The organism is Okeania sp. SIO1H4 (assembly GCF_010672695.1).
GTDB lineage: Bacteria > Cyanobacteriota > Cyanobacteriia > Cyanobacteriales > Microcoleaceae > Okeania > Okeania hirsuta.
The window spans coordinates 18,074-44,678 of the sequence record NZ_JAAHGB010000019.1 but is presented as its reverse complement, the minus strand read 5'-3'; the positions used below and the strand labels follow the sequence as shown (position 1 = coordinate 44,678).

26 protein-coding genes are annotated in these 26,605 nt (G+C 36.9%); 10 read left to right on the top strand and 16 right to left on the bottom strand.

All coding sequences use genetic code 11. The features are described from left to right. The first annotated feature begins 44 nt into the window (after positions 1-44). Positions 45-1,499 (top strand): carotenoid oxygenase family protein, encoded by a 1,455-nt coding sequence (locus F6K06_RS15480; protein ID WP_240039000.1) that lies wholly within the window; start codon positions 45-47, stop codon positions 1,497-1,499. Positions 1,500-2,384: 885 nt separating this feature from the next. Here the strand turns inward: F6K06_RS15480 and F6K06_RS15475 are convergent. From F6K06_RS15475 to ebsA, 3 genes are all read right to left on the bottom strand, one after another. Beyond that, positions 2,385-3,458: a phosphotransacetylase family protein gene (locus F6K06_RS15475; protein ID WP_124145617.1), complete on the bottom strand. Its 1,074-nt coding sequence runs from the start codon at positions 3,456-3,458 to the stop codon at positions 2,385-2,387. A 283-nt stretch (positions 3,459-3,741) separates the two neighbouring features. Continuing rightward, a complete protein-coding gene (locus F6K06_RS15470) occupies positions 3,742-3,987 on the bottom strand; it encodes a hypothetical protein (protein ID WP_205127411.1) in 246 nt (81 codons plus the stop codon). 97 nt (positions 3,988-4,084) lie between these two features. Beyond that, on the bottom strand, positions 4,085-4,456 hold the full coding sequence (gene ebsA, locus F6K06_RS15465) for a type IV pilus biogenesis protein EbsA (protein WP_124145616.1): 372 nt from the start codon (positions 4,454-4,456) through the stop codon (positions 4,085-4,087). Between the two features lie 299 nt (positions 4,457-4,755). On the opposite strand from ebsA, the gene F6K06_RS15460 reads away from it, so the two are divergent. From F6K06_RS15460 to F6K06_RS15450, 3 genes are all read left to right on the top strand, one after another. After that, positions 4,756-6,261, top strand: a complete 1,506-nt coding sequence (locus F6K06_RS15460) for a glycosyltransferase family 2 protein (RefSeq protein ID WP_124155254.1) — start codon at positions 4,756-4,758, stop codon at positions 6,259-6,261. A gap of 522 nt (positions 6,262-6,783) precedes the next feature. Further along, positions 6,784-8,001: a succinate--CoA ligase subunit beta gene (locus tag F6K06_RS15455; RefSeq protein ID WP_124155255.1), complete on the top strand. Its 1,218-nt coding sequence runs from the start codon at positions 6,784-6,786 to the stop codon at positions 7,999-8,001. Between the two features lie 132 nt (positions 8,002-8,133). Continuing rightward, on the top strand, positions 8,134-9,036 hold the full coding sequence (locus tag F6K06_RS15450) for a CoA-binding protein (RefSeq protein ID WP_124145613.1): 903 nt from the start codon (positions 8,134-8,136) through the stop codon (positions 9,034-9,036). A 902-nt stretch (positions 9,037-9,938) separates the two neighbouring features. Here the strand turns inward: F6K06_RS15450 and F6K06_RS15445 are convergent. From F6K06_RS15445 to F6K06_RS15410, 8 genes are all read right to left on the bottom strand, one after another. Next, a complete protein-coding gene (locus tag F6K06_RS15445; RefSeq protein ID WP_124145612.1) occupies positions 9,939-10,223 on the bottom strand; it encodes a YiaA/YiaB family inner membrane protein in 285 nt (94 codons plus the stop codon). Between the two features lie 585 nt (positions 10,224-10,808). Then, the gene (locus F6K06_RS15440; protein WP_287242010.1) at positions 10,809-11,909 is read right to left on the bottom strand and encodes a hypothetical protein; all 1,101 of its coding nucleotides are present in this window, start codon (positions 11,907-11,909) and stop codon (positions 10,809-10,811) included. 894 nt (positions 11,910-12,803) lie between these two features. Continuing rightward, positions 12,804-13,799 carry a hypothetical protein gene (locus F6K06_RS15435; RefSeq protein WP_124145610.1) on the bottom strand — a complete coding sequence of 332 codons (996 nt, stop codon included), beginning with the start codon at positions 13,797-13,799 and terminating at the stop codon, positions 12,804-12,806. Positions 13,800-14,259: 460 nt separating this feature from the next. Next, positions 14,260-14,469, bottom strand: a complete 210-nt coding sequence (locus tag F6K06_RS15430) for a hypothetical protein (RefSeq protein WP_240038999.1) — start codon at positions 14,467-14,469, stop codon at positions 14,260-14,262. Positions 14,470-14,648: 179 nt separating this feature from the next. Then, entirely contained in the window at positions 14,649-15,356 is a 708-nt protein-coding gene (locus tag F6K06_RS15425; RefSeq protein ID WP_124145609.1) for a hypothetical protein, read from the bottom strand. Between the two features lie 136 nt (positions 15,357-15,492). Then, positions 15,493-15,645 carry a hypothetical protein gene (locus tag F6K06_RS15420; protein ID WP_161565050.1) on the bottom strand — a complete coding sequence of 51 codons (153 nt, stop codon included), beginning with the start codon at positions 15,643-15,645 and terminating at the stop codon, positions 15,493-15,495. A 31-nt stretch (positions 15,646-15,676) separates the two neighbouring features. Continuing rightward, positions 15,677-15,835, bottom strand: coding sequence for a hypothetical protein (locus tag F6K06_RS15415; RefSeq protein ID WP_287242014.1), 159 nt, complete (start codon positions 15,833-15,835; stop codon positions 15,677-15,679). A 25-nt stretch (positions 15,836-15,860) separates the two neighbouring features. Next, positions 15,861-16,127 carry a hypothetical protein gene (locus tag F6K06_RS15410; protein ID WP_124147260.1) on the bottom strand — a complete coding sequence of 89 codons (267 nt, stop codon included), beginning with the start codon at positions 16,125-16,127 and terminating at the stop codon, positions 15,861-15,863. A 246-nt stretch (positions 16,128-16,373) separates the two neighbouring features. Here F6K06_RS15410 and F6K06_RS15405 point away from each other — a divergent pair, with 246 nt between their 5' ends. Beyond that, positions 16,374-16,712 (top strand): RodZ family helix-turn-helix domain-containing protein, encoded by a 339-nt coding sequence (locus F6K06_RS15405; RefSeq protein ID WP_124147261.1) that lies wholly within the window; start codon positions 16,374-16,376, stop codon positions 16,710-16,712. A 3-nt stretch (positions 16,713-16,715) separates the two neighbouring features. Continuing rightward, positions 16,716-17,399, top strand: a complete 684-nt coding sequence (locus tag F6K06_RS15400) for an ImmA/IrrE family metallo-endopeptidase (RefSeq protein ID WP_124147262.1) — start codon at positions 16,716-16,718, stop codon at positions 17,397-17,399. 734 nt (positions 17,400-18,133) lie between these two features. On the opposite strand, the gene F6K06_RS15395 is transcribed toward F6K06_RS15400, so the two are convergent. Together F6K06_RS15395 and glgX are read right to left on the bottom strand one after the other, a co-directional pair. Beyond that, positions 18,134-18,277, bottom strand: a complete 144-nt coding sequence (locus F6K06_RS15395) for a hypothetical protein (protein WP_161564710.1) — start codon at positions 18,275-18,277, stop codon at positions 18,134-18,136. A gap of 147 nt (positions 18,278-18,424) precedes the next feature. Further along, on the bottom strand, positions 18,425-20,545 hold the full coding sequence (gene glgX / locus F6K06_RS15390; protein WP_124147263.1) for a glycogen debranching protein GlgX: 2,121 nt from the start codon (positions 20,543-20,545) through the stop codon (positions 18,425-18,427). Between the two features lie 88 nt (positions 20,546-20,633). On the opposite strand from glgX, the gene F6K06_RS15385 reads away from it, so the two are divergent. Beyond that, positions 20,634-21,107, top strand: coding sequence for a universal stress protein (locus F6K06_RS15385; RefSeq protein WP_124147273.1), 474 nt, complete (start codon positions 20,634-20,636; stop codon positions 21,105-21,107). Between the two features lie 901 nt (positions 21,108-22,008). Then, complete coding sequence (locus tag F6K06_RS15380) at positions 22,009-22,473, top strand: universal stress protein (RefSeq protein ID WP_124147264.1); 465 nt, start codon at positions 22,009-22,011, stop codon at positions 22,471-22,473. A 519-nt stretch (positions 22,474-22,992) separates the two neighbouring features. On the opposite strand, the gene F6K06_RS15375 is transcribed toward F6K06_RS15380, so the two are convergent. Together F6K06_RS15375 and F6K06_RS15370 are read right to left on the bottom strand one after the other, a co-directional pair. Then, positions 22,993-23,214, bottom strand: coding sequence for a hypothetical protein (locus F6K06_RS15375; RefSeq protein ID WP_124147265.1), 222 nt, complete (start codon positions 23,212-23,214; stop codon positions 22,993-22,995). Further along, positions 23,211-24,584, bottom strand: a complete 1,374-nt coding sequence (locus F6K06_RS15370; protein ID WP_287242024.1) for a cytochrome P450 — start codon at positions 24,582-24,584, stop codon at positions 23,211-23,213. Before F6K06_RS15370 ends, F6K06_RS15375 begins: the two co-directional genes overlap by 4 nt. A gap of 191 nt (positions 24,585-24,775) precedes the next feature. On the opposite strand from F6K06_RS15370, the gene F6K06_RS15365 reads away from it, so the two are divergent. Further along, the gene (locus tag F6K06_RS15365) at positions 24,776-24,970 is read left to right on the top strand and encodes a hypothetical protein (protein WP_124147266.1); all 195 of its coding nucleotides are present in this window, start codon (positions 24,776-24,778) and stop codon (positions 24,968-24,970) included. A gap of 136 nt (positions 24,971-25,106) precedes the next feature. Here F6K06_RS15365 and F6K06_RS15360 read toward each other — a convergent pair whose 3' ends face one another. Continuing rightward, positions 25,107-26,285: a tetratricopeptide repeat protein gene (locus tag F6K06_RS15360; RefSeq protein ID WP_287242027.1), complete on the bottom strand. Its 1,179-nt coding sequence runs from the start codon at positions 26,283-26,285 to the stop codon at positions 25,107-25,109. Between the two features lie 36 nt (positions 26,286-26,321). Here F6K06_RS15360 and F6K06_RS15355 point away from each other — a divergent pair, with 36 nt between their 5' ends. Next, entirely contained in the window at positions 26,322-26,492 is a 171-nt protein-coding gene (locus F6K06_RS15355; protein ID WP_161565019.1) for a hypothetical protein, read from the top strand. Positions 26,493-26,605 lie beyond the last annotated feature (113 nt).

Sequence of the window (26,605 nt, the reverse complement as noted above, 5' to 3'; positions counted from 1 at the left end):
TTAAATATATTTTTGTACATCTATATTTGTAGGAAAAATAACAATTGATCGTTAAAAATCAATCGCTCAAAACTCCAGGATGGGCAAAGGCTTTTTCTCAACCAGCTCAAGAATTCCCACCTACTCCCCTACCAATTATTTCTGGTGTTGTCCCCTCTGGATTAAGAGGTTGTTTATATAGAAATGGTCCTGCTAGATTATCCCGGAATCAACAAAAAGTAGGACACTGGTTTGATGGAGATGGTGCAATTCTAGCAGTGCATTTTAATTCTTCTTTTCTAGAAAATCAAGAACCTTGGGCTGTTTATCGTTATGTGCAGACAGCAGGGTATCAACTTGAGACAGAAAAAGAAAGATTTATTTTTGGTGGCTATGGAATGAACCCTCCAGGAAATCTGTGGGACAAGCTCACTCAACCAATAAAAAATGCTGCTAATACCTCAGTTTTGGCTTTGCCAGACCGTCTTTTAGCGCTATGGGAAGGTGGAAATCCCCACACTCTTAATCTGGAAACTTTGGCAACTTTGGGACTAGAAGATTTAGGAGGCTTAGAAAATCATCAAAGCTATTCAGCTCATCCTAAAATAGATAGTGCCACAGGTGACATATATAACTTTGGAGTAACTCCTGGACTAAATAGCTCGCTCAATATATACCGCAGTAATAGTACTGGAAAAATTCAGCAAAAAGGTCTGATTCCCATATCTGGTGTCCCTCTAATTCACGATTTTGTGTTAGCAGGTCCATATCTAATATTTTTTATTTCACCAGTACGTTTACAACTACTGCCAGCTTTTACAAAGATAAAAAGCTTTAGTGATGCTTTAACCTGGCAACCAGAGCTAGGAACACAGATTTTACTGGTTGATTGCTCATCTCTACAACTCATCAGTCGTCAAGAAACGGAACCCTGGTTTCAGTGGCACTTTGGCAATAGCTATGTAGACTCGGATGGCACAATATTAGTCTACTTAATCCGCTATACAGATTTTGACCAAACAAATAAGTACCTTCAAGACGTACCTACTGGCCAAACTCATACTCCTGCTAATGGGATATTTTGGCAGATACGCCTAGACCCTAAATCTGGTCGTATCATAGATAGTTATAAATTATTAGACATTCCCTGTGAGTTTCCTACGGTTGCTCCTGCTAAGGTCGGAAAACCATCTCGCTTTACTTATTTGTCAGTTCATCAACCGGGAATAGATATTAGTCAAGAAATGTTTGGGGCGATCGCCTGTTTCGACCATCACAAAAATACCCTTACTACCACCGATTTAAGGCCAAACTGCTACCCAATGGAACCTATCTATGCTCCTGATGCTGAAGATTCTCAGAAAGGATGGGTATTAACTGTTATTTTTGACGGAGAGCGCAACTGTAGTGAGGTCTGGATATTTGATGCTTCTAACTTAGATGCTGAACCTGTTTGTCGGTTAGCCTTACCAGAAGTTATACCAATGGGTTTCCACGGTATTTGGAGTCAGGAGCATTGAAAAAGGCAAAAGGTACCTATGCTGAAGGTCTAATAATATCAAATCCGGTTAAACAGTTATAGATTGGTTAAGTCTTGAGGAGTCAACCCACCCGCGCGCTCCTCCCAGGAGAGGGAGGACTGAGTCAGGAGGAGAGAGAATCACTTTGATGAGCGTAGTTATGACGATTGAATAATTTTTTTATGTCTAATTCAACGGATTTGATATAACAATTACCAAAAGTAAGATTATACTTAGGTAGCACTTCAATTATTAAGTAATTAACACAAGCTAAATTATCTTTTTGATAATTAGGGCTTACATATCAAATATAAAAGCATTGACAGGTAAAGGTTTTAGCTTTTTTTCGCTATAAAAAAGTGCAACTTTTTAAGCTTGAGCGACCAAAAAGTTAGGATAAAAGGCAGAATAATTGCAGAAAAATCAAGGGATAAAATATCCGACTATCTCCTCTAAATCCCCCATTCCTCCTGAATCCTGACTCTTTAATCCTGACTTCCCCTCCTGGGAGGGGGAGGGGCCAGGGGTGGGTTCACTCCTACCTCATAGCAAAAGACTTCCATAAGCAAACCCTAATTACCACGCTGGTTAGCATTAATTATTCTTGTTTTTACTTCCACTCCTGGGAGCAGGTCTAATTTTTTGTCGTCAGAGAATATTTACAACCCTATTTTTTTTGAGATTCTGTGCTTCCCACACTCCCCACACTTCCCACACTCCCCACCCCCTCTTCCTTTTTTTTCTAGTGACAATAAATTGACCCTGCCTCCTGGGAGGGGTTAGGGGTGGGTTCACTCCCTTGCCTTTCCCCATAACCCCAAACAATTTCAAGCACCGTGTAGACGGTGGAGTATTAAACCCGTAAAAGAAAAGATAATTTTTTGACTAAATCTCTAGCTGAAAATGACTGAGCAAATGCTCAAAGTTGAAGTCTTGTGCCATTAGTCTATTCACACATTCTACTTTCATAGGTTCGTGTAAACGTACAGTACCAAAAGTTCTATCTATAATTTCTACAGTAGATAGAGTATCACAGTCCACTGACAAAACAGGTACTTCCACATACTCAGCACGACGCAGTACTAACTCATCCGGAGGCAGTTGCCCAGTTAAAATTAGACAATGGGTAGAAGTTTCTAAAGCTGCTAGTTGAATGTCTGTGCGATCGCCTCCGGTAACTACTGCCATATTTGTAGTTTTACGGAAATATTTAATAGCTGCACTAACATTCATTGCACCAATTGTCAAGCTTTCGACCATTAAATCCAGACGGTCAGGGCGACAAAGTACCTGGGCGTTTAATTGTTTAACTAATTCTGCCACTGTGACACTGCGTAAGAGACTGCTTCTCGGCAATATTCCTAATACAGGAATGTTCCTAGACTCTAGAAAAGGTCTCACTAAAGTAGTTACTGTTTCTTGTGCTGCTAGTGGTACATCATTAATGACCACACCCAAAAGGGAACTACCCAAACGTTGTTTAGCTGAGAGTAAAGAGTCTATATAAGAACCTGAATTTGGACGAGTAACCAAAATTACGGCAGCATTAAGAATTTCCGCAACTTGTACTATGGATAGTTCAAATAGATTACCCTCATCTAAATTACTTGGTCCTTCTAATAAAACTAAATCTTCTCCTTCTACCTGTAGATATTGAGCTAGAGATTTTTGATAGTCAGTGTTGTCCTCTCCAAGCAAACGCTTTGTGATAGTACTTTCATCTAGCATCAACAGAGTTGGCCGAATACTATTTTCTGAAAGCTTGAGAGTTTCAGTAATAAACTTTACATCAGCATCAATTTCTACAGATACTGAATTTAAAGAGTTTCCCAAGGGTTTTCCATAAGCAATGCTTATCCCTTGCTTTTGCAGCTTATGGGCTATTCCTAAAGTAATTGTAGACTTGCCACTGTAAGCTTCGGTCGATCCAATTAGCAAATGATTGGCAGATTTTGGCACACCCTCACTCCCGCAATCAATGAACTTGTCAATGTCAATATAATTTGGATTTTAGATTAAATGTTGTCAATTTGTTTCACATTTTTAAATTATAAGGTTGACACTCCCGCGCCGTCAAACGGCGGGAATTGTTAAGAAATATAAATCCTTAAAGGGTTAGCCAAAAGCCCCCTATACACTCGCTCAAAATTGAGTTTGTGCTTACTTTTCACTAAAATATTGACACTACCATTAATATCTTCTGAAACCAAATGTTGAGCTTTTGTCTGATACAACCCATACTTTATTCTGTTACCCGAAAATTTAGTTTGACTGGGGTTATTGGCATTGTCAACAGGTATTTATCTCGGTCGTAAAAACTCACCTTGGACGAGTAAGACTGTTGTTGTTCCAAATAGTCAATTCCGTATCGAAAACACAAGGCTTTAAGTTTTTGCCTCAATTGCCAAAAAGGAATCTGAACAAAGTTTTTATTGTTGGAGTGACCAATATTAATCTCTTGTTTGATATTTTTAGTATATAGCGACATTAATCAAATGTAAAACACTGCTAAAAGCACGGGGTTTCAAATCCAAACTTTTCGATGAGAACAAGATTAAATCTCAGGAATTACATTTCAAGCTGAATCACTCATAGCGAAGTAACTTTCCATAAAAATTCTTAGAAAAATCTACATTACGAGTACGATGATAAATTAGCAATACATCGATTAAAGAATCAACAAACTCATAAGTGGCCATTGTTGTATCATAACTAAGCTCCTGATTACCATCAAACTGCATTCGGCAACGAGTTATGTCTGCAGGTAATATAGAAACATTCCAGGTGATAACAAAAGGGATATTTTCTCCTCCTTCTATACCTCTCGCTCCTTCAAGACTTTTTTGTTTGTAAAGACTAATAGCATGAGCTAAGTATTTACGTCTGTTATCTGGGTAATATGGAGTGTAAACAGCTATTTCCCCTTTTTCGGCTGGCTTTAATTGATTAATTGACATCCTCTAGTTTCCTGAATCAATAATATCCATTCCTCGGAAATTATATTATAAGTAACTATAGTCTCAATGTATAAAAGCTAAATTTAAGTCAACGTTTCAGCTGTCTTAAAAAATCAGCTCTAAAACTTTATATTACCTGTGGTGTAGCAATTGTTAGCCAAACTACCCTCTAGATTCTTGACTTACTAAATTCTTTACTTAACAAAGATTATATTTATAGTTTTTTCAGACGGAATTAGGTTAGTCTCTTAAAACATAAGAAAATTATTAGTGATTGGATCTTTAAGATTAATTTAGTTATGCCCAACAGTTCTTGGCCAAAAAATGATTATTATAGGGAAACCCAAATCAATCAAAACGATAACTTCTGTAACGAACAGCAAAATAATCAGGTAGCACAAACTAAGAAATACTTAGATCAGAGTCAAATCAAACAAGAAAAGGAAGTGTTAAGTAGTCATCAGAATATTTACGATGGTCGTAGACGTAAAGCAGCACTTATGTCATTTCTGATTTGGACCACTACTATCGCTCTGCACTTACTTTCCTGGGGATATTGGGTAATTTTAGGTCTGACTGGTTTACTATCAGTTCAACTTATGAGAATACTATTCGCTCAACCAAAACTACCTCCAAAACCTCTATCAGAAGAAAATTCGACAGACTGGCCTTATATATCTCTGTTAGTAGCAGCTAAAAATGAAGAGGCTGTAATTAGTAAATTGGTAAAAAATATCTGTACTTTAGATTATCCAACCAATAATTACGAACTTTGGGTAATAGATGACAATAGTACAGATCAAACCCCTGTATTGTTAGAACAGTTGGCAAAAGAATATCAGCAGCTTAATGTTATTAGGAGAAGTCCAGATGCCAGTGGAGGTAAATCAGGCGCTCTCAATACTGCGATACCTTTGATTAAGGGAGAAATTTTAGGAGTGTTTGATGCAGATGCAGAGGTAACACCGGATCTCCTCCGAAAGGTAGTACCACTTTTTGCCAGAGAAAAAGTAGGGGCAGTACAAGTTAGAAAAGCGATCGCCAATGCAGGTCTAAATTTTTGGACAAAAGGCCAATCAGCAGAAATGGCTCTAGATAGTTTTTTTCAGGAACAACGAATTGCAATTGGTGGGATTGGAGAACTCAGGGGGAATGGCCAATTTGTACGTTTGAATGCCCTGAAAGAATGTGAGGGATGGAATGAACAGACTATTACTGATGATTTAGATTTAACAATTCGTCTACACTTAAACCAATGGGATATAGATTTTCTCAGTTTTCCGGCAGTAATGGAGGAAGGAGTAACTAACCCAAAAGCTTTGTGGCATCAACGTTCCCGATGGGCAGAAGGTGGGTATCAGCGTTATCTAGATTACTGGCAATTGATTTTGCGTAACCGAATGAGATTTGGTAAGACTTGGGATTTATGGCAATTTTTGGTGACCCAATATCTAATATCGGTTGCTGCTGTACCTGATTTTCTGATGGCAATAATTTTGCGTCGTTTACCCATCACCAGTCCTTTGACTGTGTTTACTGTAACAGTTTCTGTATTGGGAATGTTTATTGGTTTACGTCGAACTAGGAAACAAGAAAAGAGTATGGTTGGAGAAGGGAAGTTGGACTTTGTTTCTGAGAAAGAACATCCATTGTCTATACTACTTACTTTTTTAGAAAGTGTGCGAGGCACTTTTTATATGTTGCATTGGTTTGTAGTGATGGGCGCTACTATTACCCGGATGTCTATATTACCTAAGCGACTAAAGTGGGTAAAAACAGTTCATAAAGGGGATTGGGAAAGTTAAAAATTTAGGTTATTATTATCTAATTACTTAGTTTGATGGTAATTTGAACTACTCTTACTAGCGATCAATAATGTTTTTAACAGACTAAGTATCGGAGATGAAATATATAGCAATTCTATTTCTAAAGTGTGAAACCTAAGTTTGATGTTATTTAACTAAAATCACGATACTCAAAGTTATAGGCATAAAAATTTTTCAGATTTAGAATTGCTAAAATTATCATAAACTAATCAATTGATTGATCTACATAAAATTAATCTAATTACTTCTAATAGTAACATTGATCAAATAAATTATGCAAATTCCGTTTTGAACAAAAAGGAATAAAGACAGTAGTTCCTTTTTAAAAGAAATAATGATGCTCCTTCAAGACTATTAATTAATAATTTAAGAAAAATTAAATTTTATTTTAACTATTAAGTACATTCGCAAACATAATAGCTGCAAAATTGATAAAATAAATATCGGAGAACTTAAAACAATCATATTATCAACTTAAGAAAATTAAACGTTAAAGTTAGTATGGATTTATTAGAATATCAGGCAAAAGCTTTGTTTAGTGGGATGGGAATTCCTGTTTTACCATCTCAAAGAATAGATTATCCTAAAGATTTAAAAAAATTAAAAATACCTTATCCAGTCGTACTTAAATCTCAAGTTCATGCTGGAGAAAGAAGTAGCTTAGGTGGAATTAAATTTGTTGAAAATACAATTGATGCTGTGGCAGCAGCTCAGGCAATTTTTAATTTGCCGATCAAAGATGAGTATCCAGAAGTTTTATTGGCAGAAGCAAAATATAATGCTAATCAAGAATTATACTTAGCAGTTGTTTTAGATCCAATAGTACGCCGTCCTGTACTTCTCGGTTCAGCACAAGGAGGTATTGATACAGAAGCAGCGATGACAAGGATGCAACAGGTAGTTGTTAATCAACAATTTTCTCCCTTTTATGCACGTCGTCTAATGGTAAAAATTGGACTCGAAGGAAAACTGATAGAATTAGTGAGTCATATAGTGGAAAAAATGTATCAATTATTTATAGAAAAGGATTTAGATTTAGTAGAAATTAATCCTTTAGGTGTGAGTCCGACAGGAGAAGTCATGGCTTTAGATGGTAAAGTAAGTGTTAATGACCGTGCCCTAGGTCGTCATCTAGAATTGGTAAATTTAGTGGGCAAAAATATTACTAATAATGATGAAATTCAAGAAAAACAAGTAAGTCAAATAGACAAAAATTCTTTATTAATTACAAATAATTCCAATGCAGCAGCTAATGAAAAAATTATTCCAGATTATCAACTAAAGTTTACAGAATTGCAAGGAAATATCGGAATTTTATGCAATGGTGAAGGTTTAACAATGGCTACTGTTGATTTGGTAATGGAAGCTAATGGAAACCCAGCAAATTTTCTGAATATTAAGTTGGGTGATTATTTGGAGATCAAGGATAGTTTACGAATAAAAATGTTTGCTGCTTTGGATTTAGTTAGTCAAAAGGAAAATGTAAAGGTAGTATTGGTGAATTTTCTAGGTATAGTTCAGACAAGTGATGAGTTGATTACTATAGTTTACGAGTATTTGAATAATTTAAAAACTATGGACAAGAGTAATATTATTTTTATACTGCGTTTATTAGGAGGTGAAGTGAGTAGAGCTAGAGAACGTTTATCAGGTCTACCAGTAGAGGTAATCGAAAATTTAGAAGATGCAGTTACTAAAGCTGTTTCTTTAGCTAAGTAGTGGTAATCAGAAGAGAAATTACATATAATTTTAACTCGAATATCATTAAGGGTAATAAATCAAAACCTTTGACTGATACTGATAATGATGGCCTGCTTAATAAATGCCTATACAAATAAGGGCTGAAGAATTATGAATTTAACTCTAGATAGTAAGGTAATAGTTCAGGGTGTTACAGAAAAAATGTCTACCCAGATAGCCTTAATGATGAAGTCCTATGGAACAAATGTAGTAGCAGGTATTAGTCCTGGAGAAGGGGGACAAGAATGGTCTGGTATACCTGTGTTTAGTTTGGTAGAGCAAGCAGTGGCAAAAGTGGGTATTATTGATACCACTTTGATAGTTGTGCCTGCTTATAGGGTATTAGATGCTAGTTTAGAGGCGATCGCTTCTGGCATTAAACAAATTGTCATCGTTACAGAAGGAGTGCCACCTCTAGATATGGTCCAGTTATTGAGAAAAGCTGAGGCTACAGAAACTCTGATTGTTGGACCTAACTGTGCAGGTATTATCGTGCCGGATAAATTACTGTTGGGCACTCATCCAACTCAGTTTTACACACCAGGCCCAGTGGGGATTATTAGTCGCAGCAATACTCTTACTTATGAAGTAGCTTGGGAATTAACAAAGTCAAGATTGGGGCAATCTATCTGTGTTAGTATTGGTTGCGATCCAATTGTTGGTTCTTCTTTTTTGCAATGGTTACAAATACTAGATGAGGATGACCGCACAGAGTTAATTGTTTTAGTAGGAGAAGTTGGTGGTGCAAGTGAGGAAATTGCAGCTTCTTATATATCAGAAACAATTGATAAACCTGTAGTTGCTTATATTGCTGGTATTTATGCTCCAATAAATCAAAATTACACTCACGCTAGTAGTTTAATTAGTGCTAGAAACTCAAGGGTAAAACATAATTTCCACAATCAGATGAAGAGTAAAATTTCAGCTTTTAAAGAATTTAAAATACCAGTAGCAAAACGACCTTCGGAAATCCCTAGCTTAGTGAAATATTCACTAGAAAAAAAGTATGTTTAATTGAATTTTTGACTAATTAATTATTAGTCAAAGTTAATGAAGTTTTAACTTTTTTAGTTTAAAGAGCTAAGTAAGAGTTTAGAGCTGATTTATAAAGTAAATCTTAAGTTAGCTAGTGGCCCAACAATCAAGTGAATTAAAGGGCCATAAATCATCGCTTCACTTACATCTGAATACACCTCATAATCTTTACTTAAATGTCGAAATCTATTCAACCAAGCAAAAGTGCCTTCAACAATCGATCACTTAGGTAGGCGCTCAAAAGTTTGGGCAGTTCTTCTGATGACTTCCACTCTAACGCGATACTGCTGACGCAAAGCTAGGCGAATGCCACAAACTTTCGCTTACTGCACTCGCAAAATTTTTACCAGAATAACCCTGATCTACCCAAAGCACCTCTAGTTTCAACAGCTTATCCTTAGCTTCATTCAGTACCACGACTGCTCCTAATCGTTCTGATTAAACCTGTGATTGCCAGGCAGACTTATAAGTATGTCTGATGTCAAATCCGGTGCTGATTCTCATTGTTAACAGACCCACTTCTAGTCTACTTCATATCAAATTTTCCTCATTGCTGAAAAATACAATTGTTTGATCACAAAGATTTCAGCTATTTTTTGGTGAGTCTGTTTAACCGGATTTGATGTAATTAGGGCTTGCTGATTAAATCTAAAAGCATTGACATATAAAGACAAGTGCCTTTTTGAGGTCGAAAAAAGTGCCTGGTTTTCAGCTCTTCATGCTCATGCATGGAGGGTATTTTAGGCAAAAGTTGGGCAGAGAAATCATTCTGACAATTCTTACTCCTACCTACTCTAAATTCCCCGTTCCTCCTGTCTCCTGTCTCCTGTCTCCTGTCTCCTACCCTTCACCCATAAGACTTTTTCAGCAAACCCTAATTATTATTTGTCTAAAGGGTGATGCTCTGCCAATAGTTTTTCAACTTTTGCTTCATCAAGTCTGGCAGTTATCCTTTGATATTCGTGATTATCTCTAATAGTTTTTGCTAGGGTAAAAGTGGAACCTACTGAGAATGTTAAACCCATTCCTAAAAAGCCTTTAATCCAATTATCTACAGGTAGGTAAATAATACCGATCGCGGTGCCAGAAGTAGCTAGAATAAAGGAAGCCCAAACTTGAAGTATCCATGCAGCAGTATCTTTTTGTTGAGTATATTTGTTAGTCATAAAATTATTACCTCAAATCAAAGTTTTTGGCTGATTTCTTTGTATTTTATATGTATAAACTTACAGTAATATTAGTAGAGTGACAGTTTGAATATATACACAGGTGATCACTCTTATTTTAGCTTTTTTTAAACGCTACAAATAGGGTTTGAGATGTACAACATGATATTTAGGAGTAGACAGTCAAAAAATTGTACTATAGCAGTACGTTTTTTGGTGTTTGACGGTAAATTTTGGTTGTAATATCATGTCCGGTTAAATAACCTCACAATTATTAGAAATCTCTATAAAAGAGGGAGTAGGGAGTAGGGGGAAAGAATTGATGAATAAAAGTACGATAATTAATTTTATTTTTTATGATTGGAGATGTCTATTAGACTAAAATCTTGATCATTAGGTAATTGGAAGTATGTGCAATTAGACAAACTTTTTATTAGATCATTTCCGGATAATTAGCTATCCAAAACCTTTTACCTTTAAACCAATATTTCCTTCTGCCTTCTGCCCTCTGCCTTATGCCTTCTACCTTATTCAATTTGTAGGAGTTAACGGCCGTTAACCCCTACTATGTTTTATCGTCAAAAATTAACTTTTCTTTTGTTGATTATTTTGTTCTAGAACAATTTCTTTCATCGCTTGAAATGAACGAGAATTTGATGCTCCTTCAATAGCTTTCACTGCTAAATCTTGAACCTGTGTCAAGGTGGAATCTAATTGTGCAGATAAATTTTTAATTCGTTGTTCTTGATTTTGAATTGTCTGCTGTAAAGATTGAATCCGTAGTTCATAAAATTGCTTTTCTCCTTCGACTTCTTTTGCTAATAAATCAGATTTAATTTTCGCTTGATAAGTACCAATATTTCGCCCATTTTCCTTACCGTTATTAATATTAGACTCTAGTTCTTTTTTAAAGTTTTCTACCTCAGTTTTGACCTCTGCAAATTCTTTTTCCCGTTCAGAAATAGACTGCTCTCTTTCAGACCATATTTTCTCTTGTTGCTGTTGAAATTCTTCTAACTCCTTATACAAATTTTTCTTGTTTTGTTCATACTGGTCAATATCTAGATTGTGTTGCAAATTCAAGTCATATTTATAAGTTTCTTCATCTCGTTGGCGAGTTTTATTCTGCTGTTCATTTCGTTCTTTTATTGTGCGTTGATATTCCTGTTGTTCCTTTGACCAAGTTTGTTTACTTGACTCTATTTCTTGTTGTAATTCTTCCTGGCGATCGCTAAATTCTGTCTCGAATTCTTTGGCGCTTTGTTCATACTGTTGAATCAAATCATCTAAAGTATTTTCCTCGATATTTTCTAAACTATGCAAATTGTTTAATTGTTGAATTTCTTCTGTCACTTGCTGTCGAACTTCTTCTAATTTAGTTGCTTCTGAAGTAAGTTTTTCTGATAATTCGCTGATAGCTCCACCAAAGCCATTTTGCACCATCAACAAATTTTCAATTGTGTACTGCATACTTGGTTTGTTACAAGTTTGATTTAAGTTCATAAATTTTGCAACTTCTTTTTCTGGTTTTTTTGATATTGAATCTACAGAGGTTTTACCTGTAGTTTTACTTTCCTGACTTAGCTGATCTATTTCTGCTTCTAGGGCAGACTTTTCTTTTTTTAGTTCTGCAAAAGCTTCTAAAATTTCAGCCTTAGTATTTTTATAATTAACTCTTTTAGCCATGTGTTTTCTCCTGTTAAACTTGAAATTATTCGATTGATTTGAGCTGGAATATAGGTGGAAAAATTTGGTATAAATACCACCTAAATATTTATACCAATTGAAATAGCAGTCAGCAGTCAGCAGTCATATCAAATCCACTTAATTGAACATAAAAAAATTCTCTAATTGCCATAACTACACTCATCTTTTTAATTCTTTCTTCTCCTGAATTCTGAATTCTAAAGACTTAACCATTCTATAACTGTTTAACCGGAAATGAGGGATTTAAACCCCGATAAAAACGCACCACAGGCTTTTTCAAATGTAAGCAAACAGCCGTCAGGTATTAGCTATCAGCTATTAATTTTGGGTCTGTGTAAAAGCAACCTTTGAGATTGAAAAAGAATAAAAAGTTACTGCCATGCGTCCCTGGACAAAACCTAAGAAGTAATTATTCATTACTAATTGCTGATAACTTAATTATTACTTTCAAATATAGTGGAGGACTTAAACCCTTAGATTTTTAGCTGATAGCTAAATGCTTACGAGCTACTAGATAGAGTAGACAAATTTTAGGGTTGCTGAATGGCTATATGATGAATGTAGTTTATAGCTTTTATCACAGTCGAAGAAAAGGTTAAAACTCAGAAAGCGTAAGGTAAGGATTCAGCTACTAGCTGTTAGCTATCAGCAACAATATTCTCTGCTTAAAGGACAGTGTTTAAATTAACAACTGACTTTAAGGACAAGGGAGGTAACTTTTTTAGTAAGACAGTTAATAAAGGTATTATCCTAAACTAAAAGTACAATAGCTGATAGCTGATGGCTGACAACTGAATGCTTACAGCGTAAGATTTTTTCTTCTTCCTTCTTCCTTCTTCCTTCTCCCTTCTTCCTTCTTCCTTTCAACAACAACTACTTAGCTTGAGCGCCATTATTAGAACTAGCAAAAGCTCTCATCGCTAAATCTTGTGCTTGCTTCATTCCCGCTTGTAACTGAGTGGAAATATCGTTAATTTGTTCAGTTTGTCGCTCAATTGTTTCTTCTAAAGATTCAATCTTTAACTCATAACCATTCTTCATTCCTTCCCACTCTTTGGCAAATAAATCTTCTTTAACTTTTGCCTGTCGGGTTGCTTCTTTAATTGCATCATCTTTCGCTTTCACATAAGCCTGCTTCAACTCTTCTTCAAAACCTTCAACTTTCTGTCTGTTTTCTTCAAATTCAGCTTGATTTTCTGCCAAATAACTTTCTCTTTCCTGCCATTTTTTTTCCTTCTCTTGATTTAACTCCTGTAATTCTCGTTCCAAATTCCGCTTCGTTTCTTCATATTCATCCATTTCAATTTTACGCTGATGTTCCAATTCATATTGATAGTCAGCAGCTTCATTTTCTCGTTGTTTAATTAACAATTGATTTTCTTCCTCAATTGCTGCTTCATACTCTTGTTGTTCCTTTTGCCAAGCTTTTCGCTTAGTAGTCATATCCTTTGATATATTTTCTTGATGTTCGCTAAAATTCTGCTCTAGAAATCCTAACTTTTCTTGATGTTCTTGAGTTAAAATATGTAGTGCATCAGCAACAACACGAATTTTTTGTAACTCTTGTAGATGTTGATTTTCAATTTCAATTGCAAGCTTTAATTCCTCAAGTTTAGTAGATTCTTGATGCAAATTGTCTAATAACTGATTAACAATACTACCAAAATCTAATTGTAAATCAGCCAAACCTTTAACAATACTATCTGCAGTATAAGTAGCAGCAGTTTCTAGGATTTGTTTCCCTTTTTCTTTCTCTGCTTCCTCCTCCTTAGTTGCTACTTTTGATGCAAGATTTTTCCTGGCAGCTAAAATTTCTTCAAATGATTTCATCACTCTAAATTTGCTACTTTCTGATGCAGTTTGTGTCATTTTTTTTCTCCATAATGTTGATAATTTTACTCGCTTCATCTCCATAAATCACTCGCTGTTTGCGGAGCATGAACTTAGGAAATGCTAACTGTTTAAATGCCGTTTGCGGAAAATTCCGTCAGGAAACGCTTTTTAATGTGATACAGTAACAACTAACCCAATAATTGAGATTTAAAGCCTTTCCTTTAAAGGATAAACAAGAAAACATTTTCATTTTAGTCAATCCTTTTCTTTTCAAAGAAGGGTAATTATTAATTATTAATTATTAATTATTAATTGTTGAACCCAGTTTCCGAAGTTGCTTCAAAATATCTTCATATTCTTGGGCAGTATTTAATTTTTTCCTAGTCGTTTCTGGTGCTAATCACTTAAGAGTTTTCTGGCATTTTTCACAGCGATTTCCTTTCCAGCAGCAACAATCATCTACTAACTCTAAAAGAGTCGATTTTAAGCGACTATTTTATGTCAGTAATGCCTGGTAGTTATTTTGAATAGATTCAACAACTAAACTAATATGTTGTAAATCTTGACTGAAGTTTTCCAGGTCATTAATAGCATCAGTTCTAATTTGATGTTTAACTTCTAATTTTCCCCGTAAACTATCTTCCCATTCCTGGGTTTGTGGTGTTTTTGCACCCTGATGAATCCTGAATTTAGCAATTTTACTCATTTGTACCTCTTTAAGTTTTCCCGATGTTTTTTATTGGCATAAAACTACAAAAACTTTCAAGCTAAAAGCTGTAAATAGAGACGCAAAAAATTCATCAACAGCCTTTGGCTGGAAGTCACGAAGACCTCCTCAGGAGTCAATTGATTCTGTCTCCTGACTCCTGACTCCTGACTCCTTCTTCAAGAAGATAATGCAGCAGCTAAAGACTCATTTCCCTGTGGTAACGCTTGATCATTACTAACATTTAAACTCAGCGAATAATTTTGTTCGCTATTAGTATGAGCTACCATCAAATTAGCAGTTTCTTCAGCAGATAAATTATCTAAGCAAACCATCTTTCTAGTTCCTTCTAAATCAATCATTCTTGAAAGATTATTTTCGTCAGAAAGCACTGCTGCTGCCTGCTGAATAATCGACCAATCTGTACGTTCTTGCCAACGCCATTTTAAGCTATAATAATTGATGGGTTTTACTACACCATTTTCATCTGGTTTCTGACCGCTATGCTTGACAAATTCAGGAAGAAAAATCCCTGTTGCTGGCTCCACTCCTTGACTTTGAACTGAAGCAATTAAACGATTAAAATCATTCAAAGAACGACCTTTAATATATGTCACCATTAACACTCCATGAGGTAATTCTCCTGACTCAGCAATAAACCAGATTTGACCCCATAATGTATTAATTGTTTGACCTAAATTGCCGAAAAACTTGCTAAACTTGATGATTGTCATTGAAACTTTAGAACCATAATCTGTGTCTCCAATCACCCATTGTCCTGACTGACAATTATTACGAACTGCAATAGGAATTTCTGGTACTAATAAAGCTTGTTTCGGTTTAGCTCCAAACACATAAATTTTTGCTTTAACATTAGAATTAGACATCTTTTATTTCCTTGAATTTTATTTTTTTCCTGCTTTGAAGAAAGTAGTAGGTTATATAACAGGCAACAGTGAGAAAAGTATCTCTGGCGTCTTACGGTTCATCATCAACATAAGTCAAACACCAACTCGTTCCTTGCTATGGTGAAACCATTGCCTGTTCAACCATCTCCGCGTCACCGCGTCCCCGCGTCCCCCCATCTCCCCATCTCCATCTCCCCATCTCCCCATCTCCCCATCTCCCCATCTCCCCATCTGAGAAAAGTATCTCTGGCGTCTTACGGTTCATCATCAACATAAGTCAAACACCAACTCGTTCCTTGCTATGGTGAAACCATTGCCTGTTCAACCATCTCCGCGTCACCGCGTCCCCGCGTCCCCCCATCTCCCCATCTCCATCTCCCCATCTCCCCATCTCCCCATCTCCCCATCTCCCCATCTCCCCATCTCCCCATCTCCGCGTCTCCGCATCCTACCCCCACCAACCAATTTTTTCAGCAGTCTAAATTAATTAATTAGATGTGTCGCCTTTGCTGGTTGTGGATATTGATAATCTGTAGTTGCTTCCTGCTGCGCTTTAATAATTCGCAATGCTCCCAACAAATGCTCTAACATTTCTATGTGAGCAGGAGTAAAGTGAATACTGAAGCCTTCCACGTCTCTTGCATACCCTGGGCAAACAAGAGAAGCTGAACTCTGTTCTTCATGGGTAGCAATATACAGCCAGTCTTCGTCTTCCAATTTGTAGTGTGTATCTGTCCAGGTTCTCAGCATAATGCTATCCTCCAGGTGAGCGGTACTTGTTGAGACTCTCATAAATTTACAATTAGCCAACTTGAGCATGACTCCATATATAGAGCCTAAATTTAATTGACTTAATTTTCAACCTTACCAGTAGTGTATCATAAGTTGACTTTTTTTTCAACTAAATCTATTGTAGCGCTAGTTGATTTTATCGTCAAGAGTAAAGTTGAAATTTTCGTCAAAGTTGCTTACAATGCTTATTAGGAGGTAAAAGCCGTGGAAAAAAGTTTTGGAAAGTTAATTAGACAGGCCCGTAAAGACAAAGGATATTCCCAACGAGAGTTGGCCAAATTCTTAGGAGTGGACTTTACATATTTGTCCAAGCTAGAAAACGATCGCGCCGACTATGCACCAAAAGAAGAAGTGATTCGTGGGTTAGCTAGGAATCTCGATTTGGATGAAGAGGAATTAATTTTCCTCGCTGGCAGAATTCCTCAACAGTATGAGGAGATTCTTAAGCAAAATCCAAAAGAGATGCTCGCATTGTTCCGACGAATGCAAGAAAATCCTGAATTCGCTCAAACAATATCTCAAGCTGCAACAGAGGGAGAATGAACCGTGAGTATCCTCAAACCGTATTGCTTTTATCGCAAGGAGTCGATTGAGCATCGGGCAAATGATATTCTCAGGCTAATGCATAAAACCGCAAATTTTGCTCCCAGGTGGCCTTTTGAAGCTTCTTTAGTTGCTGATTTTTTAGACTTGGGAGTAGTTTGGGATGAAATTCCTCCTGACGAAGGGGGGGCGATCGCTGCCCGAATTTTACCAACAGAACGACTGATTGAACTCAATGAAAAGATTTTAGACAAGCCTCAAGGCTTTCAAGAATCAACACTTGCTCATGAAATTGGTCATTGGGTGCTACATATTAATCAGGATGAAGCAGATGGAGCTGTGAAGCAGTTAGAACTCGACCTTGGTAATTATGGAACGCCAAATCAGTCAGAACAACCTTTTGTTTGTCGGGGTGCAAGTGGCAGCAAGATTGATTCTATTGAATGGCAAGCTCAATATTTTGCAGGCTGTTTATTGATGCCAAAATCGATTCTTGAGGAAAAAAGACAAGGCAAAGATTTAACTAAGTGGTCAAATCTTTATAAAATCAAAGATGAGTTAGGCGTCAGCATTTCTAATTTAACTTACCGTCTGCAAGAGTTTGGCTGGATTTATATTCCTAAAGGTAGTCGAACAATTCATCGGGGACCTGAGGAAATTCAAGGACAAACACAACTGTTTGGATAAGTTTAAAAACGGACAGGAGGAAATTAGCCAGCCTGTTTCAACGGCTGGTTGAATAATATTAGGAGTCAGGAGTCAGGAGTCAGGAGAAATGCGAATTACACAGGATGTAGTTGGAAGAATTGTCCCTTAATTTTTCTGTGCTTGTCTGCACAAAATGCTAATACCCATAAGCTTTCTTGACCGAAAAGCTGGTACTTTTTTTCAACCAAATAAGACTGAAACCTTTATATGTCAATGCTTTTATAGTTGATCGGCAAGTCCTACAACGCTTTTCATATTGATGAACCACATCGTCATAATCACGCGCCTTGTAGGGATGTTCCATGGAACGTCTCTACTGTGGTCTACCGAAATGAAAACCGCTGTAATTAAACAGACATGATATCAGGAGTAAAAATAGTTACTCTGAGCGCCATTGCCAAATATTTCTCTATCTCCCCACATTCCCCTCCTGGGAGGGGTTAGGGGTGGGTCCAAATCACACCAATGCTACCGGACATGATATAACTTCTAACTCCTGACTCCTGACTCCTGACTCCTGTGAAATCATACATTTATTCAGCAACGCCGATTTAACTTATTGTCTGAATCTTTAAGAAATTTGTACCTCGTGTATGCTTGGTAGGAATACCACCCACCATCAAAACTTTCTCCCCTGGGGTAGCAAAATTTAGTTTCAATAAATAATTTTGAGCTTGTGCCGTTTAAATCTTCAAAAGATTCTACTTCTTCATTCAATCTTGATATTGACTTTTAAGAATCGGCAAAATATTCTCATCAAAAGCCTGTTGGAAACCAGAGGTATCTAGCGGATACAGTCCATCAATTCCCTGCACAGAACCAATAGTTCCCCCAGTGTATAAAATGCCTATGTTCATTAGGAAATGAAAAAATTAACTATGTTTACCACTAAGACTATACAATTAATCCTATAATTAAGATACATCCATAAATTAGATTAGGCAATGGAGAGAATTGAAGCTTTTCAGTCATTTCTTGATAATTGCTGAGGTAAAGTCTCCATATTAATTGAGTTTTGCCATTAAAACAATAGCAGACCGCGGCTCGACCCGATACCTAACACCAATAACTTTTGTAGCTGTATCTAAATCATTAAAATCTTTAGGAGAAGGAAAAGCAGTATTAATAATTAAATACCAACTTTCCCCTTTTTTTAAACGTGGTAACTCAAACATTAAAGGTTTCCAATAAGCATTCAAAATAATATGAAAATATTCACCACTTTTTGGATGCTTCAAACTAAAAGCTAAAGTCCGAGAATCTAGATGCCAATCAGGTTTACCTAAACGTACTCCATGCCAACTAATATTAGGTACTTTATTCGAGTCAACTTCCTTTTTCTCTCTAGGTAAAGATGATTCTGGAGAACCCGAACCAACTGTAGCTAAAACCTTATCTACCCGCATCATTTCTAACTCTTGGGTAAAATGAATAATCCCTTTAACAAATCGCAGTAAATCCCTTTGTTTGTCAATTTGCTCCCAATCAAACCAACTTAGTTCATTATTCTGACAATAACCATTATTATTACCAAGTTGAGTTCGCCTTACTTCATCTCCCATTAAAATCATTGGCGTGCCTTGGGAGAAAAATAATATGGCGAACAAATTCTTAATTTGTCGCAGTCGTAATCTTTCAATTTCCTGCTTATTAGTTAATCCTTCAACCCCACAATTCCAGCTATAATTATCATTAGCACCATCGCGATTATCTTCACAATTAGCTTCATTATGTTTTTCATTATAAGAAACTAAATCATTCATAGTAAAACCATCATGGCAAGTAATAAAATTAATACTATGATTGGGTTCGCGGTCTGGTTGAGGATAAATATCAGGACTACCCATAATTCTAGCCGCTAACTTATCAACTATCTTGGGGTCACTTTTGACAAACTGACGAACATCATCACGATAATGTCCGTTCCATTCAGCAAAGCGATCGCCAATAAATGAACCAACTTGATATAATCCCGCAGCATCCCAAGCTTCTGCAATAATTTTTGCCCCTGCCAGAACAGGATCGGATTCAATTGCCCATAACACAGGTGGATCTTCCAACGGATCGCCAGTCATACTCCGAGACATAACAGATGCCAAATCAAACCGGAACCCATCAACGTGCATTTCTCTAACCCAGTAACAAAGACAGTCAACAATTAAGCGATGTACAAAAGGATTATTTGTATTGAAAGTATTGCCACAACCACTATAGTTACTGTAATAAGTGGAGTCGTCTGTCTCCAGAATGTAATAAGTAGAATTTTCCAGTCCCCGAAAAGAAACTGTCGGTCCGTTTTCATTACCCTCTGCAGTATGATTAAAAACCACATCCAAAATTACTTCTATTCCAGCTTTGTGCAAAGCTTTTACCATATCTCGGAATTCATCCATCGGTCCGAAAATATCTTTGCGAGAACTATAATTGTGGTGAGGAGTAAAAAATGCGATCGGGCTATAACCCCAATAATTGATTAGAGGTTCGCGCACATCTTGTTCATCAAATTGTTGTACGGGTAATAATTCTACAGCAGTAATTCCCAATTCTTTCAGGTAGGGAATTTTTTCAATTAGTCCGGCAAAAGTACCCCGCTTTTCTGGGGAAACGCCAGAATTAGGATTACGAGTAAATCCACCAACGTGCATTTCATAGATAACTGTATGAGCGTAAGGTATGTTTAGAGGTATATCGTCTTCCCAGTCATAAGTAGTTGGGTCAACTACTACCCCTTTGAGAGCATAGGCACAATTATCACCATAACCAGTAGCAGCTTCACGACTATATTTTTCTTGTCCCACTACTACCCTAGCGTAAGGGTCTAGTAATACCTTTGTACCATCAAATCGATGACCTTTTTCTGGCTCAAGTGGTCCATAAACTCGGTAAGCATATATTTGTCCTGCCTTAAGACCATAAATAAATATGTGCCAGTAATGATGGGTTTTATGTTGTTTAGGGTCGAGTAAAATTACTTGCTCTGGTTGAGCTGCGTCAGGTTCATCAAATAGTAATAATTCTATTGCTGTAGCATTTTTAGAGTAAATGGAAAAATTTACTCCTTTGGGGTCTTTTAAGAGTGTTGCGCCAATGGGAAAACTATTACCTGGTAATATATTAAGATTCATAATTCTTGACTTATTTAACTATTAGATAACCTTGGTAATTTTATACAATGTAAATAGATATTTAACAAAACCATTGGAAGTATTAATTATGTATGAAAAAATTTTAGTTGCCATCGATACATCTGCTATGGGCGATCGCGTGTTTGATATAGCCCTAAAGTTAGCAAAAATCAGTAACCCTAGTCTGATGTTGGTTCATATTCTCTCGGAGGAGGCAGAAGAAAGTCCGATAAATTATTGGCCAATGATTGGTACTGACATTGGCACTAACCCAGAGATGATGAAAGAGTATCATCAACTTTGGGAAAAATTTGAGAAACAATGTTTACAAATGTTGAAATCAAAAGCAGATAAAGCAAAAGAACTTGGGTTCAATACAGAATTTACCCAAATCAGAGGCAACCCTGGTCGGGAAATATGTAAATTAGCTCAAAAGTGTAATGCTGATTTAATCGTTATGGGACGCCGTGGGCATTCCGTTTTTAGTGAACTGCTATTGGGTAGTGTCAGTAATTATGTTATTCATCGTGCTCATTGTTCTGTTCATATTGTACAGGATTAGCTTTTTTTATTAGGCATCTCCTCCAAAAGTAGGGAACAGGGAACAGGGAACAGGGAACAGGGAACCCACCCCTAACCCCTCCCAGGAGGGGAATAATTGATAACTTATGGATAATAATTGATTTGATTTTTGATTTTTACCAGATGTCTATTAGGCATCTCCTCCAAAAGTAGGGACGTTGCATGCAACGTCCGTAGGGAGTAGAGGGAAAGGGTGGTGGTGCATAGTAATGAGAGAGTGTGCAGAGTGTGCGGAGTGTGCGGAGTGTGGTCAGAAATTAAAAAATATGTATCTTCACTATTACTATGCAGGACTACCGGGGAAAGAATTGATGAATAAGACTGCAATAATTGATTTTATTTTTTATTATTGGAGATATCTATTAGTAATGAGCAATTATTCATTAGTATTCATTTATATCTATAGTGTTTTTATTTTAGATGTCAATCTAAATTGAGGTTTTTTCTCAGAAAAAAAGCACGGCAATCAATTACTTTATCCCTTTGTGTTTGCCACTATTTAATGCTGCTTTCCCCCTTTACTATTCTCTCCATACCTCCATATCTTTTTCATACCACTTGTTTTCCACCTCCCAGATAAAAAGGCTATATTAATAATTGCTTATGGATATTCTGGTAAGAGCTAACTCTATCAAGAAAGCTACTCAAAATCATAATTTCCATTTTCACTAGGAATAATTAGTCTGAGATTGACTATAGTGAAATCAACATTAAAATATATATTCTTTTTCTGATAATTCAGATACAATAATTACTATAGCAGTCTAAGGAAAGGTTAGGACATATCAAAAGCTCATAACTCAGACAAAGCAAGCTTTTTCCTTCTTTTTTCTTCCTTCTCCTATATCAGACAAAATAATTAAATTTTCATCATAAAGATTATGTATCAAAAAATTCTAGCAACAATGGACACATCAGCAGCAAGCGATCGCGTATTTGCCACTGCTCTCAATTTAGCAAAACTCAATAATTCCTACTTAAAACTAATGCACGTTTTATCTCCCGAAGAAGGAGAAATACCCGTTAAATTTGGAGCTATTTCCCGGGAATTTAACAAAGAATTGATTGCGGAATATCAACAAAAATGGAAAGATTTTGACCAAAAATGTCTAGAAATGTTGCAGTCACGAGCTAACGAAGCTACAACAGCAGGGATAAACACAGAATTTATTCAAACTGAGGGTGTACCTGGAAAGCAGATCTGTAAGGTAGCTCAGGAATGGGGTGCTGAACTAATAGTTATGGGACGCAGAGGACATTCTGTTTTCAGCGAAATGGTTATAGGTAGTGTGAGCAGTTATGTAATTCACCGGGCGAAATGTTCGGTGTTAGTTGTGCAGCAATAGTTTTTGGGTAGTTGTGCATTGTAATGGTATAGCTAGTGGGAGCATCTTGCTCCCGTTCTAATTAGGGTTTGCGCTTCACTAGTCTTTTAGTAGGGGTAGGAGACAGGAGACAGGAGACAGGAGACAGGAGAAATAGGAATTAATTAGGAGGTAGTCGGAAAAATTGTAAGAGTGATTTTTCTGCCATAATCGTCCCAAAATACTAGCATGCATGAGCTTTTTGAGCTGAAAAGCTGGTACTTTTTTAGACAAAAAAATACTAAAACCTTTATCTGTCAATGCTTTGATATTTATTCAGCAAACCCTAATTATTTTGGTCACGGTATAGACAGTGAGAGAATCTTGCTCCCGTTCTAATTATTTTGGTCATGGCATAGACAGTGAGAGAATCTTGCTCCCGTTCTAAGTTTTCCCGATCTCAACCTACCATTACGGGAGCAGGACTACCAATTTTTGTAGGTGTGGATTCAATTTGTCAATTTTACTGTACAGTGCTTTTCAAATGCATGAACCACATCGTCACAACTGAAATCCTGTAGGGGAAAATATCAGGAACGGGCAAGATGCCCATTCCACAAAACTATTAAAATCATCCCGCATTTTATGCAACGCCCATGAATGTTGCTTAAAATTGGTTCGGGTGATAGGAGGCAAAGTGGCGTGCTGGAGACTATCCATAAGCAATTTTTCCTTCTGCCTTCTGCCTTCTGCCTTCTGCCTTCTGCCTTCTGCCTTCTTCAAACAGCCGCAACCGAGGGAGATTGTTGTGTTTGTGACATACACTTCCCAGTCATTACCATTTTTACTCCACCAGCAGGAGCTAAAGTTACACCGCGACGTACTGCTTTGACTGTTTTTTTCTCCGCCAAAACCAAACTATAAGGTTTGAGAATAGTTGCTAATACCAGTTTCATTTCAAACATAGCAAATGCTGCTCCAATACAACGACGACTACTACCGCCAAAAGGCAAAAATTCATAAGCAGAATATTGCCTTTCCAAAAATCGTTCTGGTTTAAATTTTTCCGGTTCGGGATACAAATCTTCCCGGTGATGAGTTAAATAAATACAGGGAGATAGAGCAGTACCCTCTGGATATGTTTGACCCATAATTGTGATTGGTGATTTAGCTATTCGTGAAAATGCAATTATTGCTACTGGGTAGATACGCAGGGTTTCAGAGCAAACTGCATTCAGATAAGGGAGCTTGATAACTGCCATTGGATCTGGGTTATCTCCAAGGTCTTCCAATTCTGACAATAGCTTATTATAAATTTCTGGTTGGAGGTGAATCCAGTAAAACGCCCATGCTAATGCTGTGGCAGTAGTTTCATGTCCGGCAAATAGTAGTGTCATTAACTCATCCCGCAATTCACGATCGCTCATAGGTTCCCCTGCTTCATCCCTAGCTAATAGCAACATTGTTAGGATATCAGAGCGTTCAGAGTCTAGTTGTTGACGACGTGCTGCAATTTCTGCATATAGTAACTCATCAACTTCTTGCCGTTGTCTGAGAAATTTACCCCACGGACTCCATTTACCCAAATCAACTTGGAGAAACTTGAAAAATAGCATACTTGCTTTCGAGGGAGAAGCTAGTGATTCTAGAGCTAAAGTCAAAAGTTGCTCTAATTTATCATACCTCTGTCCTTCCTCTAAACCGAAGACCGCCTGTAATATCACCTTTAAAGATATCTCTTGAGTTGATTCTCTCATAGAAAATGGCTGCCCTACTACCCACTTACTAGCTACTTTTTCAGCGATCGCGCAAATTAACTCACCATAAGCTTGCATTCGTTCCCCATGAAAGGGTGGCATTAATAGTTGACGTTGACGTTGGTGGAGAGTACCATCAAGCAAAGCTAGGGAGCTATCTCCCAATAGTGGTAGCAAAAACAAATTTCCCATACCAGAATCAAACTGTTTGGGATTAGTCTTGAGAATCTCTTCAATGGCCTTCGGATGACTGATAAATACCATTGGATAATTCAATTTTACTTGAAATGCGTCTCCATATTCCTCTGCACATTTTTCCATAAATGTCAAGGGTTTGGCTACCCACTGGAGGAGTTGAATCAAAGCTGGAGCTTTTGGACCTAGCAGTTGTGTCATAGTCATATTTCTATCTAGTTATCTTTTCCCTAACTATTTTAAAAGAAATAAAAAAATAAAGATTTATCCTATTTAAGACTATTAGATATCTCCAGAAAATAAACTTGCCCTTTGTTTAATATAAGCTAGAGTTGTAAAATTCACTTCCCTAAATCATTTTTCGTACCTTTTTCCTAAAAATATCTTCCCTGTTGCCTGTTGCCTACTATGCGCAAAAAGTCTATATCTTTTTCACCAGATGTCTATTAGACATCTCCAGAAAAGAGGGAATAGGGAATAGGTATGGAGGGGGAAATAATATCAAATCCGGTAGCATCGGTGTAATTAGATGGGGAGATGGGGAGATGGGGAGATGGGGAGATGGGGAAATATTTGGTAATGGTTGAAGATGGAACATTTTTTTATACCGAATTAAACGGATTTGATATAATTGATAATTTCTGTACGATAATTGATTTGATTTTTGATTTTTACCAGATGTCTATTAGCTCAGAATTTCTATGACTTTAGTCTCTAAAGTAGTCAATTAGACTTTATTTCCCTAGCGCGCTCCCAACTTTTATTAGCTTCTTCCATTAAACCTAAATCTCTCAAAACATTCCCCCGCTCATACCAACCATTGTCAAAATTAGGTTTAATTTCTAAAGCCTTGTTATAACAACCAATAGCTTCTGTTAAACTTCCTAAGTTAACTAGAAAACTAGCTTTATTATACCAAGCCAAATAATAATCTACCTTAATTTTTAGAGCCTTGTCACAACTAGCGATCGCCTCTTGCCACCTTCCTAACTTTCCCAGTGCTTCAGCACGGTTATTCCAAGCCAAATAATCATCAGACTTAATTTCTATTGCTTTATCATGGCTAGCGATCGCTTCTTCCCACCTTTCTAGTTGTACTAAAGCTTTCCCACGATTGTACCAAACTTGATGGTAATCTGGCTTTAGAGTCAGAGCGCTTTCCCAACTATCAACTGCTCCAAGTAAATCTCCTGCTTTAGCTTGCTCTAAACCCAACTTCGCCCATATTTCAGCATTACTCTCAGCAGACTGTGCTTGATTTTCCACTCCTACCCCAAGCTGACTAACCATTGCCTGAATAACTACTCTAGGGTCACTCGTTTGTACCCCTAACTGTTGGGCAACTGTTGCTAATAAATTAGGGTTTTCCTGAAGTTTAACTACTAATTCTGACATGGCATCATCATCTTTTTCTTCACTCACAAATGTTTGTAGAGGTGGAGAAACACCAACATCAAGTCCATCATATTCCCAGATCGCCCCACTATCATCCCTACTTAAAAGTTGAGTACCAATGTTGTGACCCATTGCTCCCAAAGATTGTAGAGAAGGTAGCGATCGCGTCAATTCAGCAAACCCTAACATTCTCTGAGCTAACTCATCATTAGGTTTAGGGGAGACTAATAACCTTTCTCCAAACCGTTGCAACCATTCCTGCCAAAGTTCAGGTTTGCCCCTTTCTCCTAATTCATCAAAAAATTTCTGCACGCGCTCAGACTGCCAACCCTGGGCAACACCCTCCAATAGTTGACCAAACAAAAAATCGTAATCTGTATCTGTCAGTGGGGGCAAAGACTCAGAAGTTGGTTGAGTGTTCTCAGATACATCTAGATGAGACTGAGAAAATAACCCCAAAAGTTTTGTCCATAAATTTTTTAGCCATTGCCAAATTCTATGAAGCATTTGTTATATCATGTCCGGTTGAATAGTTATAAATAAATGACGGAGGAGTCAGGAGTCAGGAGTCAGGAGTCAGGAGGGAAGAAAGAAGGAAAAAGTAAGAAAACAGAGGAGGAAAAGGAGAAAGTTTTTTTTGTCACTAATTATCCGGACATAATATTAAATATAAGAAGTAGTTTAAAAGACTGTAGAAAATCGTTACCTAAATAAGTATCATTCTGACAAGACTTTTCCAAGCCAATTGTAGATGTTTTACTAGCATAACTCTCTTCATTTTCTATGACTTTTATGCCAACTATTCGAGCCTTCATCTCCCAAAAAAT